General features: G+C 65.0%; 11 protein-coding genes. 6 read left to right on the top strand and 5 right to left on the bottom strand.

The annotated features are described in order from the left end of the window. Positions 1-105: 105 nt before the first annotated feature. The 4 genes from ACQR1I_RS23070 to ACQR1I_RS23055 all read right to left on the bottom strand — a co-directional run bounded on the left by ACQR1I_RS23070 (position 106) and on the right by ACQR1I_RS23055 (position 4,031). A complete protein-coding gene (locus ACQR1I_RS23070) occupies positions 106-756 on the bottom strand; it encodes a ChrR family anti-sigma-E factor (protein ID WP_434868318.1) in 651 nt (216 codons plus the stop codon). Continuing rightward, entirely contained in the window at positions 753-1,298 is a 546-nt protein-coding gene (locus ACQR1I_RS23065) for a sigma-70 family RNA polymerase sigma factor (protein ID WP_434868454.1), read from the bottom strand. The genes ACQR1I_RS23070 and ACQR1I_RS23065 overlap by 4 nt, the downstream gene beginning before the upstream one ends. A 263-nt stretch (positions 1,299-1,561) precedes the next feature. Further along, on the bottom strand, positions 1,562-2,179 hold the full coding sequence (folE, locus tag ACQR1I_RS23060) for a GTP cyclohydrolase I FolE (RefSeq protein WP_434868319.1): 618 nt from the start codon (positions 2,177-2,179) through the stop codon (positions 1,562-1,564). A gap of 115 nt (positions 2,180-2,294) precedes the next feature. Then, entirely contained in the window at positions 2,295-4,031 is a 1,737-nt protein-coding gene (locus ACQR1I_RS23055) for a methyl-accepting chemotaxis protein (protein ID WP_434868320.1), read from the bottom strand. Positions 4,032-4,629: 598 nt separating this feature from the next. On the opposite strand from ACQR1I_RS23055, the gene ACQR1I_RS23050 reads away from it, so the two are divergent. Together ACQR1I_RS23050 and ACQR1I_RS23045 are read left to right on the top strand one after the other, a co-directional pair. After that, complete coding sequence (locus ACQR1I_RS23050) at positions 4,630-6,216, top strand: B12-binding domain-containing radical SAM protein (RefSeq protein ID WP_434868321.1); 1,587 nt, start codon at positions 4,630-4,632, stop codon at positions 6,214-6,216. A 406-nt stretch (positions 6,217-6,622) separates the two neighbouring features. Then, positions 6,623-8,980: an efflux RND transporter permease subunit gene (locus ACQR1I_RS23045; protein ID WP_434868322.1), complete on the top strand. Its 2,358-nt coding sequence runs from the start codon at positions 6,623-6,625 to the stop codon at positions 8,978-8,980. A 242-nt stretch (positions 8,981-9,222) separates the two neighbouring features. Here the strand turns inward: ACQR1I_RS23045 and ACQR1I_RS23040 are convergent, their stop codons facing one another. Beyond that, entirely contained in the window at positions 9,223-9,717 is a 495-nt protein-coding gene (locus ACQR1I_RS23040; protein ID WP_434868323.1) for a hypothetical protein, read from the bottom strand. 499 nt (positions 9,718-10,216) lie between these two features. Between ACQR1I_RS23040 and ACQR1I_RS23035 the strand changes: the two genes are divergently transcribed. From ACQR1I_RS23035 to hpnE, 4 genes are all read left to right on the top strand, one after another. Continuing rightward, entirely contained in the window at positions 10,217-10,450 is a 234-nt protein-coding gene (locus ACQR1I_RS23035; protein WP_015668062.1) for a hypothetical protein, read from the top strand. Positions 10,451-10,671: 221 nt separating this feature from the next. After that, entirely contained in the window at positions 10,672-11,550 is an 879-nt protein-coding gene (gene hpnC, locus ACQR1I_RS23030; protein WP_434868324.1) for a squalene synthase HpnC, read from the top strand. Beyond that, a complete protein-coding gene (gene hpnD / locus ACQR1I_RS23025) occupies positions 11,547-12,386 on the top strand; it encodes a presqualene diphosphate synthase HpnD (protein WP_434868325.1) in 840 nt (279 codons plus the stop codon). The genes hpnC and hpnD overlap by 4 nt, the downstream gene beginning before the upstream one ends. Further along, entirely contained in the window at positions 12,386-13,633 is a 1,248-nt protein-coding gene (gene hpnE / locus ACQR1I_RS23020) for a hydroxysqualene dehydroxylase HpnE (RefSeq protein ID WP_434868326.1), read from the top strand. Before hpnD ends, hpnE begins: the two co-directional genes overlap by 1 nt. Positions 13,634-13,774: the final 141 nt, after the last annotated feature.

Raw genomic sequence — 13,774 nt, 5'->3', positions numbered from 1 at the left:
GTCAGAGTCCGAGGCGGATCACCGCCAGCGTGCAGTCCTGGTCGCAAAGCGGCAAGTGGCGGATCGTCCAGACGATCACGCCCCTGGCAGAGGATCGTTGGCGCGTCAGAGACGGACGAACGGGCTGATGATGCGGCCGAGCAGGCCATGCATGCGCAGGTCACCGGTCATGGCGACCAGGCAAAGGCAGGGGCCCTCGTCGCCGACCACCGGACGATGGTCGACCTCGTCGTCGCCATAGTCGAAGTCGCCGGGACCGTATTGGCCGCCGAGATGGCTGAAGCTGCCCTTCAGCACACAGGTGAGCTCATTGCCGGAATGGGAGTGCTCCAGCATCCGCGCGCCGGGCTCCGAGCGCAGCAGGAAGGCGCGCGACTTGCCGGTGCCGGACAGCATGATCGGACGCATGCTGATGCCCGGCGCGACGCGCCGCCGCTTGCCGATCTTGCAGCGCTTGATCATCTCGGGCAGGTCGGCGAGCTCCGGATCGACCTTGGCCACGTCGCTCACGCGCGGGGCAGGCTGCGGGCGGCGGTCGATCCGGGCCATAACGGCGTCGAAGGCGTCAGCGGCCATGGCGACCGGCTCGGCTGCATCCAGCGAGGCACCGGCGAGCCGCTCGATCGCGCGCACGAAGCGGCGGCACCGCGCGCATTCCGCGACATGAACGCCGACGACCAGTTGCTCGGCCTCGTCGAGCGCACCAGTGGCGTAGTCGGCCAGCAGGTCTTCCGGCGGGTGATGGCTGATCGTCATGTCGCGTCGTCCAAAAGCTCTCTCAGGCGGTTCATCGCCAGTCTGATTCGTGATTTGACGGTACCGAGCGGCAGTTTGAGAACCGCCGCAATTTCCGAATGGGGTCGTTCCTCGATGAACGACAAGCGGATCACGGTGGATTGCTCCACCGACAATCTTTCGATCGCGGCCGCCACCCGTGTGGCATCCTCGACACGCGAGACGATCTGGTCCGCCGCGAGCGTCGGGTCAGCCTCCTCGTCGAGGACGATCTCCTGGTTGAGCCGGCCCTCGCGCGACGACTTGCGAACGGCGTCGATCCGCTGATTGCGCGCAATCGTGAAGATCCAGGCGGCCGCACCGGCGGTCGACGGATCGAACTGGGCCGCCTTGGTCCAGACTGCGACCATCGTCGATTGGGCGATCTCCTCGGCCTCGTCGGGCTGACAGCCTGACTTGATCAGGAAACCCTTGATGCGCGGAGCGAAGTGGTCGAACAGGGCCCTGAACGCCTCACGATCGCCACGAGCTGCGACGCGTCCAATCAATTCAGCCCAGTCCACAGTCGCCTTCGGCCCTCTGCTCGCGTTGATCCGGATCGCGGCACCCGGTGCACGTACGATCCTCGGCCGCGACGATGCCACGTTCGACCGCGCGAATCCAGCAGCTCTCATTCGTGTGGTCATGGTCCCCGACGCGCATACCCGATGTTGCAGAACGCGCGCCGAACCCGGCCGGATCACCGGCCCGGCGATTTTTGACGGTTCGGTATCTTGGTCCGAAGCGGCCATGCCAGTCACCCGTCCGGGCTCACCCGCCATCGACCTCAGTCGTTGTCCGAATTGACCATGGCAAGGAACTCCTGGCGGCTCATCGGGTCGGTGCGGAAGCAGCCGAGCATGCGGCTGGTGGTCAGGTCGACGCCATGCTTCTTGACGCCGCGGGAGCTGATGCAGTGATGGGCGGCCTTGATCACGACGGCGACGCCCTGCGGCTGCAGCACCTCGTCGATGATGTTGGCGATCTCGGCGGTCATGCGCTCCTGGATCTGCAGCCGGGCGGCATAGGCCTCGACCACCCGGGCGAGCTTGGAAATGCCGACGACGCGATTGCGCGGGACATAGCCGACCCAGGCGCGGCCGATGATCGGCGCCATGTGGTGCTCGCAGTGGCTCTGGAACGGGATGTTCCGGAGCAGCACCATCTCGTCGTAGCCGGCGGTCTCCTCGAAGGTCTTGCGGAGATAATCTTCGGGGTTCTGGTCGTAGCCGGCGAAATAGCTCTTATAGGCGCGGGCGACGCGGGCCGGCGTCTCGGAGAGGCCCTCGCGCGACGGATCCTCGCCGATCCAGGTCAGGATGGTGCGGATGGCGTCTTCGACGTCGTTCTGGGTGACGGGGACGGGATCGCAGGCGAACGGGAGTTTCTTGGCTGTGTTGCGCACGGGGGCTCTCCGAAAGCAGGGAAACGGAACCCCCGGCGCCATGGATCACTCGCCCGCTTGCGAATGGCGCGATCGGCGGCAGGGCCTGGCCGCCGCCGAAGCGTCCGCCTGCCGCTCAGCTCGCCTTGCGCAGCTGCGTCTCCGCCGTCGGGCCCGAGCGCAGGTTCTGGAAGAACTTCTCGACTTCGCTGGCCAGCGTCTGCGCCATCGAACTGAGGTCGCCGGAGGCCGAGAGAACGGAGGCGGCAGCCGTCGAGGTCTCGCCGATGGCGTCGCGCAGCGAGCCGATGTTCATGACCAGCGTCTGGTTGCCCTGGGCCGTCGACTGCGCATTGACCGAGATTTCGCGCGTCGCCTGATCCTGCTGCTGGATGGCGTTGGAGATGTTCGAGGTGATCTCGTTGATGCCGCGCACGGCATCGCCGATCTCGCGGACGGCATCGACCGCGGTCTTGGTCGAGGCCTGGATCAAGTTGACGTTCTGGCTGATCTCCTCGGTCGCCTTGGCGGTCTGTCCAGCCAGCGCCTTGACCTCGTGGGCGACCACGGCAAAGCCGCGTCCGGCGTCACCGGCCCGGGCTGCCTCGATCGTGGCGTTCAGCGCCAGCAGGTTGGTCTGCTCGGCGATGGTCTGGATCAAGGTCAGCACACCGTCGATGCGCTGGGTGGCGGCGGCGAGGCCCTCGATCTCGGTGATCGACTTCTCGGTGCGCTGCCCGGTCTGCTCCACGGCGCCGGCCGATTGCTGAATCTGGCGGCCGATCTCCTCGACCGATGCAGACAGCTCCTCGGCCGCGCTCGCGACGGCCGAGACGTTGCTCGACGCCTGCGAGGTGGCGCCGGCCGCCGTGACTGCGCGCTCGGTGGCATCGGTCGTCAGCCGCGTGATCGCCTCGGCCGTGGAGCGCATCGCCGCAGCGTTGGCGGTGACCGTCTGCATCACGCCGCCAATGGCGATGCGAAACTGCTCGACGGCGGTTTCGATGTGGCGGGCACGGGCCTCGCGGACGACGGAATCCTGCGACACCTGGTCGTTGAGATCGCGGTTGTGCGCCATCGCCTGCTGAAAGATGCCGATGGCGCGGGCGAGCTCGCCGATCTCGTCGGCGCGTCCGGCATGCGGCACCTCGACGTTCTCGGTGCCGGTTGCGACCTTGCGGATGGTCTCGGTGATCTGTGACAGCGGGCCGGCGACCGAGCGGGCAATGATCACGACGCCAGCAACGACCAGCAGCAGCATCACGCCGCCGAGGCCGGTCAGCACCAGCGACAGCCTGCGGTTCGACTCGGTGTCCTCGCCGATCCTGCGGCCGCGCTCGAGATAGACCTTGGAGAGCTCGTCGAGGTCCTTGTTCAGGGCGGAGCGGACCGAGCGGTTGGCGTCGTTGTCGCCCCATTCGCGCCCGGCGGCGGGGCTGATCTCGTTGGCGCGGCGGACCAGCTCCTTGCGGAAATCCACGAACTGCTCGATGCGCTTCTTGAACGTCGCGAATTGCTGGGCGTCGTCGACCTGAACGATCGACTGCCACTTGTCCACCACGCCCAGGATGTCGGCGTTGAACTTCAGAAGACCCTCGCCGTACTTCTTCACGACAGCCGGATCGGTCGACATGTAGACGCCGCGTGACTCCATCACGACCGCGTAGACGAGACCGTTTACGCGCTGCACGTTGAGAGCTGCGAGGTTGGCCGTTTCGATCGCCCTCGTGAGTTCGGCTGCGCGGCGCGAGTTGTAGTCCGACAGCCAGGTGATCGCAGCGGTGAACGCCGCAAACAGCGCGAAGATCGCGTAGAGCTTGGCCGCGATGGAGTGGCGCGTTGTCGTCTTCGTTGACGTCGGACGTGAGGTCATGAGGGGGATTACCGCGAGGTTTGGCTGCTACGCAGACGCATGTGTTCATTAATACTTATGCAAAAGCTTCATGGAGAAAGCGTTAAATGGACGACATAAGTACTATGCAACCCTTGCGTACTTTGCTTTGTAGTTCAATCCCTTAGACGGGGTCCGGAACACAGCGCGGGGCTGCGGCATCCGCAGGACTACGGACATCGGTGGCATTGTTCCCTGCAATTGCGTTGCAACTGGTCTCGGCGTGTGACGCCCGCAGATCGTATGCCGATGCTGACCCGACGTCTCCGATGTCGCACGCAAGCATGCTGGCATCGATCGGCAGCAATGACGCCCGCAGTTTTGGATCTGCCCAGCGCTTGCTGATCTCCAGGAACTTCACAGGGCCGAGCGAGTTTGCGCTCTTCGGCGTTCGATGATGGCTGATCCATGAACGCGCGGCGGCGGCGGATCGTGGCGACGCCGCGGACGAGTGGCCAGAGCGTCGCGTGCGCATGCAAGGACCACGGGGGATGCGGCTCAACTTTTCCGGAAGGGGTAGCGAAGCCGAAATCATGCTCCTATTGTGGTGCCCAGGTGCAGGTGATCGCGAGGGTAGTCGATGAGATTCGAAGGCATCGAGACCGTACGGCGAATTCTTTGCGTGTTCCCGCGCTACACCTCGTCGTTCGGCACGTTCGAGCACGCCTATCCGCTCACTGCCGGCGTTCAGGCGTTCATGCCGCCGCAGGGGCTGTTGCTGATCGCGGCCTATCTGCCGCGCGCATGGCAGGTCCGCTTCATCGACGAGAACATCGGCCCGGCGCGCGAGGAGGACTTCGCCTGGGCCGAGGCCGTGTTCGTCAGCGGCATGCACATCCAGCGCCAGCAGATGAACGACATCTGTCGCCGTGCGCATGAGTTCGATCTGCCGGTCGCGCTCGGCGGCCCCTCCGTGAGCGCGTGTCCGGACTACTATCCCGACTTCGACTATCTCCATGTCGGCGAACTCGGCGATGCGACCGACTTGCTGATCGAGCGGCTGTCCGCGGACGTCTCGCGCCCTGCAAGCCAGATCGTGCTGCGCACGGGCGAGCGCGTGCCGATGACCGACTTTCCGGTTCCCGCCTATGAGCTGGCCGAGGTCAGGAAATACTTTCTCGGCAGCATCCAATATTCCAGCGGCTGTCCATATCAGTGCGAATTCTGCGACATTCCCGGCCTCTACGGCCGCAATCCGCGCATCAAGACGCCGCAGCAGATCATTGCCGAGCTCGACAAACTCAGGGAATGCGGCGTCACCGGCTCGGTCTACTTCGTCGACGACAATTTCATTGGCAACCGCAAGGCCGCGCTGGATCTGCTGCCGCATCTGATCGAATGGCAGAAGCGCACCGGCTATGTGATGCGGCTCGCCTGCGAGGCCACGCTCAACATCGCCAAGCGTCCCGAGATCCTGGAGAAGATGCGGGAGGCCTATTTCATCACCATCTTCTGCGGCATCGAGACGCCCGATCCGGATGCGCTGACCGCGATGCAGAAGGATCACAACATGATGGTGCCGATCCTGGAGGGGATCAGGACCATCAACAGCTATGGCATGGAGGTCGTGTCCGGCATCATCATGGGGCTCGACACCGATACGCCGCAGACCTCGGATGCGCTGCTGAAATTCGTCGAGGAGAGCCGGATCCCGCTGCTGACCATCAACCTGCTGCAGGCGCTGCCGAAGACGCCATTGTGGGACCGGCTCGAACGCGAGGGCCGGCTGGTCCAGGACGACAGCCGCGATTCGAACGTCAAATTCCTGATGCCCTATGACGAGGTGGTGACGGCGTGGCGGCGCTGCATGGAGGTGGCCTACGAGCCCGAGCGGCTCTACGCCCGCTATCAGCATCAATGCGACCACACCTATTCCAATCGCATCAAGGTGCCGGTCAGCGACGAGATGAAGAGCTGGCCGAACATCAGGCGCGGCCTGGTGATGATGGGCAAGATCTTCTGGAAGGTCGGCGTGCTCGGCGACTACAAGCGGCCGTTCTGGCGCTTCGCCTGGGGCCAGCTGCGGCGCGGCGAGATCGAGAACTTCATCGCCGTGGCGATGATCGCGCACCACCTGATCATGTTCGCCCGGGCTGCCTCCCGCGGCCACCAGAACGCGTCGAACTATTCGCTCCGCCTGCGTGAGGCCGCGGTCCCCGCGGCTTGACGGCTGCTCTCCCGAGGCGGGGAACTCGGCGTCGGTCGACGTCAACGGTGCGGATGTAGGGCAACGGATGCCACATGCCGCTCAGCCGCTTGTGTGTGAGGCTTCGCGATCGTGGAGAGGCGGGCGCGCGCAACCGCAGCGGCCGCTCAAACCCTTTTCAAGAATGACAGAATCGTGGCGTGATCCTCCTCGATACTGCTTGGCCGTGTTGTGTGGCCGGGCGCGGTTGCGGCTGGGGAGTGAACCCTGCTAGACCCTTGCCCGACGAATTTTGACGTGTTTTCAAGGATTAGCTCTGGCTGCGGGGCCACAATGCGGTCATCCCGGCTTCGCTGAGCGGCCTTATTTCTGCCCTATGCGCTCGAGCCTTCACTACCGGGCTGCGCCCCAACCACTGGACCCCCGAATGCTGGATGTCAGGCACGACAACGAAGTTCATGTCGAGAAGGTCGAACAGCGGCCGGTCGACAGCATCGCTTTCGGATTGGAGCGCCTGGGCCTGTTCGCCGTGAAGGTGCCGATCCTGTCCTGCATCGTCCTGCTTCTGCTGATCGTCGCCGCCGTGTTCGGCATCAAGCGCATCCAGATCGACGACTCGCTGAGCCAGCTGTTCCGTTCCGACAGCAAGGAGTTCCACCAATACGAGGAGGTCACGAAGAAGTTCCCGGCGGAGGAATTCGACGTCCTGGTGGTCGTCGAGGGCAAGACGCTGCTCGCCCGCCCGAACCTCGAGAAGCTCCGCGACTTCGTCACCGACCTGCAGCTGGTCGAGGGCACCCGAGGGCTGGTGTCGCTGTTCTCGGCCCGCCAGGCCCCCGCGCCGGGCAAGCTGCCCGCGGCGCTGTTTCCCTCCGATCTGCCGGAGGGCGAGGCCTACGACAAGTTCATCGAGACGGTGAAGTCCAACGAGATCATCCGCGGCAAGCTGTTGTCCGAGGATGGGACGCTGGCGCTGATCGTGCTGTCGCTCGAGCCGAAGGTGGTCGCCTCCAACGACCTCGGCAAGGTGATCGGCGAGATCCGAAAGCTGATGACCGACGACCTCGCCGGGACGGGACTGAACGTGCAGCTCTCCGGCGTACCGGTCATGCAGCTCGAGATCCGCAATGCGGTCGAGCGCGACGGGCTGACCTACAACGTGCTCGGCATTCTCGCCGGCTGCATCATCGCCATCATCTTCTTCCGCAAGGTCTCCTTCATGGTCGCGGCGGCGTTCCCGCCGCTGATTGCGATCCTGCTCGCGCTCGGTGCGCTCGGCTGGGCCAATTTCAACCTCAACATGTTCCTGAACGTGATGACGCCGCTCATCATGGTCATCAGCTTCTCGGATTCGATGCAGCTGACCTTCGCCGCGCGCGATCGCCTGATCGCGGGGCAGGACAAGGTGACGGCGTTCAAGAACGCGGTGCTGGTGGTTGGCCCCGCCTGCGTGCTGACCCACGCCACCGCCGGAATTTCCTTCATTGCCCTGCAGTTCTCCGACAGCGATCTGATCCGCAAATTCGGCGAGGCGGGGCTCGCCGCCACGGTCATCGCGCTGGTCGCGGTGCTGTCGCTGGTGCCGGTGTTCGGCGTGCTGCTGGTACGCAACGAAAGGACCTTCGCGGTCAAATTCCAGGGCGCCGATGCCGGCGTGCAGGCGCTTCGTAATTTCTGCTACTGGATCGCGGTACGCATGGTCGGCCGTCCCGGCCTGTTCAGCCTGATCGCAGTGGTGTTCGTCGGCTCGCTCGCGGTGGTGTATTCGACCCTGGAGCCGCGCTATCGCCTCGCCGATCAGGTACCGGACAAGCAGCAGGCGGTTGCGGCGAGCAACCGGCTCGATGCCAAGCTGACCGGCGCCAATCCGGTCAACGTGCTCATCCAGTTTCCGAAGGGCGCTTCGCTCTATGCGCCGGAGACCCTGCAGACGATCGCCGACGTCCATGCCACCGTCGAGAAGACTGCCGGCGTCGGCAACGTCTGGTCGGTCGAGACGCTGCGGCGCTGGCTGGCCGAGAAGGCCGGCTCATCTGATACGGCCACCCTGCAGGAGTATGTCAGCCTGATCCCCGAGCACCTGGTGCGCCGCTTCATCGACAAGGAGCAGGATGCCGTGGTGGTCGCGGGGCGGGTACCGGATCTCGATTCCAGCCAACTGCTGCCGGTGGTCGACAAGCTCGACCGCGAACTGGAAGCGGTGAGAAAAAAGCACCCGGGCTATGAAGTCGCCGTCACAGGTCTTGCGGCGATCGCCGCCCGCAACTCCGCTGGCATGATCGAAAAGCTCAACCATGGGCTGACGATCGAGTTCGCGCTGGTGGCGATGTTCATCGGGCTGGCCTTCCGCTCCTGGGTGGTGATGCTCGCCTGTATCCTGCCCGGAATTTTCCCGGTCGTGATGTCCGGCACCGTGCTGTGGGCGATGGGGGAGGGGCTGCAATTCGCCAGCGTGGTCGCGCTGACGGTGTCGTTCGGCCTTGGCCTGTCCGCCACCATCCACTTCCTCAACCGTCTCAGGATGGAGAGCGCACCCGGGGTCAGCGCCGCGGTCGCCGTCGAGCGCGCGACGGTGCTGGTCGGTCCTGCGCTCATCCTGACCACCGTGGTGCTGGCCTGCGGCCTGGTCGTGACGGTGTTCTCGGACCTGCCGTCGCTGCGGCTGTTCGGCTGGCTCAGTGCGTTCTCGATGGTGGCCGCGCTGTTCGCCGACCTCTTCATCCTGCGGCCGACAGCGATGTTCCTGATCAACCTCGCCCTGAAGCTGAAGCGCAAGCCGATGTGAGGTGAGGGTTTTGGTCTAGGCCCAACCCACAACTCTCATCGCCCGGCTTGACCGGGCGAACCAGTACGCCGCGGCCTATCGGTTCTATTTCAACTGCCTCTGGAATACTGGATCGCCCGGTCAAGGCCGGGCGATGACAGCGAGGCTCGAAGGCTCAGCTTCTCGTGTAGCCGCAGTGAAAAAACAAAAACGGCCCTGACATCGTCAGGGCCGTTTGCGCATTCAGATGCTGATCGACCTGCTCAGGTCTTCGACATCGTGATGTTGACGCCGCGGATCTCGCCCTTCGAGGAGATCTGCACGACCTGCTTGTTGCCGTTGGTTTTCAGCGTGATGTTGGCGGCGAAGCCGGCGGCCTGCACGAACACGTCGATCGTGCCGTTACCGGCGGTGCCCTGCAGGTCGCCATTCACGTTGCGGCTGGCCTCGCTCCAGTAGCCGGCGATACGATCGCCCTGGCTGGTCACGTCGCTCGTCAGCTCGAACTTATAGCTGTCGCTGGCGCATTGCAGGTTCAGCTTGAGATTGGCGGTGGCGACCTTGTAGCTGGCCTTGCAGCGGATGCGCTCGGTGGTGCCGTCGGACAGCGCGACGGTGCCGTTGCCCGACCACGAGCCGTCAAAGCCGGCGAACGGGCCCGACTGCGCATGAACCGCCGACGCCGAGATGATCAGTGCAACGCCGAGGCCCGCGGCCTTGGCGACGCGTCCGGAGAAGAGTGAGCCGAACAGTTGCATATCGAGTTTCCCATCCAAAATGACACCGTTATGCCGGCGTGTGTCGCCGCTTCGAACACTTGGTGTTCTCGCCGAACGTTAGGTTCAAATGACGGCCGCTCCGGTGCTGCGACCGGATGACATCCGTACCCGACACGGACCCCTTAACGAGTCGGCGGGCCATTCTCGCGAAAACGGCTGTAGAGCCTGTCCCTTCAGCTCCGGTTGCATCTAACGGTCCGCGCTGCATGCTTGCAACAGCCAATTGCGAAATTCGTGTTCCGAAAATAACGCCCTAGTATCAACGCCTTGTTTATGCCAAAGCTTTGATGCCCGAGGTTGATCTGCTCGGCATCACGGGCGCGAATTTGGCCACATTTGGCAGCGTACTTCCGGCGCTGGGGGGCTTGCGGTCCTTGCCGAATCAAACAGTCGTTTCCCGGACAGCATCGGCGATCCGGGCGAACTTCGCTGCCGTCAACTGCCGTCAAAATGTCTGCTGTCAAAATGAAGGAACACGATGCGTAAGATTTTCCTGGCACTTTCCCTGCTGTCGCTGACGGCGTCCACGGGTGCGTTCGCGCAAGGTGCGCGCGGCACTGCCGAGGAACAGGCGGCTTGCACGCGTGACGTTCAGAAGTTCTGCCGGGCCGTCATCGATCAGGGTGACTTCACCATCCTGGCGTGCCTGAAGGAGAACCGCCCCAAGATCAGCCCGGCCTGCGATCAGGTGCTGAAGACCCACAACCAGTAAGCGGTTGCCGTCCGGAACGCTGGTTTCGGACTGTTTTGGTTAACGGCTGCCCGCCCGCCCATCAGGCGCGGCCGGCAGCCGCATTGCTTTGGCTGCCCCACATCGATTGCATTGGTTTTGGCGGGATATTCGCCTATATGGGGCTGGCAATCCGTTCGCATGAGCGAAGCGGCGGGCATTGTTTTCGGTAGCGCCCTTTCAACCTGACAGCTGTTTCGTCCATGACCACCGCGAGCGATTTGCGATCCGGCAAGACACACCGGGACGAGAACTTTCCGGTGGCCTCGTGGATCATCCGTCCCGAGCATCGGGCGCTGATTCTCGCCTTCTACAATTTCGTGCGCACTGCCGATGACATCGCCGATCATCCGAGCCTGCCCGGCGACGAGAAGCTGCGGCTGCTCGATCTGCTCGAGGCCGAGCTGACCGGGACGGGCGAGACCCAGGACGTGGCGGTCAGTCTGCGCCGGGCGCTGGCCGAGCGCGGCATGCCGCCGCGCCACGCGCTCGATCTGCTGGTCGCCTTCCGCATGGACGTGACCAAGCTGCGCTACGAGAATTGGGACGAGGTCATCCACTACTGCCGCTACTCGGCGATGCCGGTCGGACGCTTCATGCTCGACGTGCACGGCGAGTCGACCGCGACCTGGCCGGCCTCGGACGCGATCTGCGCCGGCCTGCAGATCAACAACCACCTGCAGGATTGCGGCAAGGACTACAACGCGCTCAACCGCGTGTATCTGCCGCGCGACGCGCTGGCCGAGGCCGGCGCGTCAGTCGAGATGCTCGGCGCGGCCAAGTCGTCGCCGCAGCTGCTGACCTGCCTGCAGAAGCTCGCAGTCCGCAACGCGGCGCTGCTCGAGGAGGGCAGGGACCTGAACAGTGGCGTCAAGGATTTCCGCTTCGGACTGGAGATCGCGGTGATCCAGGCTTTCGCCGACCGCATCGTCGCGCTGCTAAGGGTGCGCGATCCGCTCAGCGAGCGCGTGCACCTGACGCCGACCGGGATGCTCGGCCTGACCTTCGCGTCCGTCGCGGGCGAGATCGGCCGGCGCGTGGCCGGGCGTCATCCCGCAACCAAATCGGCGGCCGGCGCATGACCCTCGAAGCAACCGCTGACAACGTCGATCACGGCACGGCCGCCTCCGGCAGCTCGTTCTATGCCGCCATGCGCATCCTGCCGCGCGCGCAGCGCGATGCGATGTTCCAGGTCTACAGCTTCTGCCGCGAGGTCGACGACATCGCCGATTCCGACGGCCCGCGTCCCGAGCGGCTGGCGGCGCTGCAGAAATGGCGCGACGACATCGATGCGCTGTATCAGGGCCATCCGCCGCCACGGCTGCGCGACTACGTCGCCTCGGTGAAGACGTTCGGCCTCAAGCGCGAGGACTTCCTCGCCATCGTCGATGGCATGGAGATGGACGTGCCGGCGGAGATCCGCGCGCCGGATCTGGCCACGCTCGACCTGTATTGCGATCGGGTGGCGAGCGCGGTCGGCCGGCTCTCGGTGCGCATCTTCGGCATGCCCGAGGAGGACGGCATCCTGCTCGCCCATCATCTCGGCCGGGCGCTGCAGCTCACCAACATCCTGCGCGACATCGATGAGGACGCCGGCATCGGCCGGCTCTATCTGCCGCGTGAGGCGCTGCTGTTCGCCGGCATCACCAGCGACGACCCGGTCAAGGTGACCCAGGAGCGCGCGCTGCCCAAAGTCTGCAACTCGGTGGCCGTCCGCGCGAAGACGCATTTCGAGAAGGCCGACGAGATCATGCGGCGCAATCGCCGCCGCGCGGTGCGCGCGCCGCGCATCATGTCGAAATACTACCGCGCCGTCTTCGAGCTGCTGCTCGAGCGCGGCTTCACGCTGCCGCGCGAGCCTGTGCGCGTGAGCAAGCTCACGAAGATCGGCATCATCCTCCGTTACGCAATCATCTGATGCAGAAGACCGCTCACATCATCGGCGCCGGCGTGTCCGGCCTTTCCGCCGGCGTGCAGCTCGCCAATGCGGGCTACGTCGTGCACGTCCACGAGGCCACCCAGCAGCTCGGCGGCCGTTGCCGCTCCTATTACGATGCTGCGACCGATCTGGTGATCGACAACGGCAACCATCTGCTGCTGTCGGCCAATCACCACGTGCTGGATTATGCCCGCACGATCGGCTCCGAGGCGGGGTTGGTCGGCCCGAAGGATGCGCAATTCGCCTTCGTCGACATCAGGACGGGGCAGCGCTGGCTGCTCGACCTCGGCAGCGGCCGGCTGCCCCTGTGGGTGTTCGACGACAAGCGCCGGGTGCCCGACACCAGCCTCGGCGATTACCTCGCGCTGTCGCCGCTGATCTGGGCTGCGACCTCCAAGACGATCGGCGACACCATTCCGTGCAAGGGCACGCTGTATGACCGGCTGGTGCAGCCGCTGCTGCTGGCGGCGCTGAACTGCGATCCGCCGGAAGGCTCGGCCGGCCTCGCCGGTGCGATCGTGCGCGAGACGCTGCTGGCCGGCGGCCAAGCCTGCCGGCCGCTGATCGCGCGCGACGGCCTGTCGGGCGTGCTGATCGACCCGGCCGTCAAATTCCTCGAAGGCAAGGGCGGCAGCGTCCGGATCGGCCGCGAGCTGCGCAGCCTCGACAGCGCAGGCGGTCGTGTCACGGGCCTGAAGTTCGGCGACGAGATGGTCGCGCTCGGGCCGGCCGACGTCGTCGTGCTGGCGGTGCCGCCGCGGCCGGCGATGGCGCTGCTGCCGGGCCTGACGGGGCCGACCAAGTATCGCGCCATCGTCAATGCCCACTTCCGCATCGCCCCGCCGAAGGATGCGCCGGCGCTGCTCGGCGTGGTCGGCGGTCTGGTCGAATGGCTATTCGCGTTTCCGCAGCGGCTGTCCGTGACCATCAGCAATGGCGATCGCCTGGTCGATACACCGCGCGAGGAGCTGGCCCAGGCGATCTGGGCCGATGTCTGCAAGGCGGCAGGCATCTCGGCCGAGCTGCCGCCGTGGCAGATCGTGCGCGAGCGCCGGGCCACCTTCGAGGCGACGCCGGAGCAGAACGCGCTCCGTCCTGGCGTGAAGACGGCGTTCGGCAATCTCGCGCTGGCCGGCGACTGGACCGATACCGGCCTGCCGGCGACGATCGAAGGATCGGTCCGCTCCGGCGATCGCGCCGCGGAGCACCTGCTCGGGCGCGGCTGAACGCGCGCGGCCATCGCCGATTCGTCCGTTTTATGGCGCAGTTCTTGCTTAAGGTTCCACTGTCAGTGGTGCTGATGCGGGGACGTTCCAGACTGGAACAGCGGCAGCGGGACCAAATGGCAACACAGTTAAAGATTCGTG

This window comes from Bradyrhizobium sp. HKCCYLS2038 (genome assembly GCF_051167655.1).
Lineage (GTDB): Bacteria > Pseudomonadota > Alphaproteobacteria > Rhizobiales > Xanthobacteraceae > Bradyrhizobium.
Note: the sequence above shows the minus strand (reverse complement) of the source record. Positions and strands in the feature narration are given on the sequence as shown.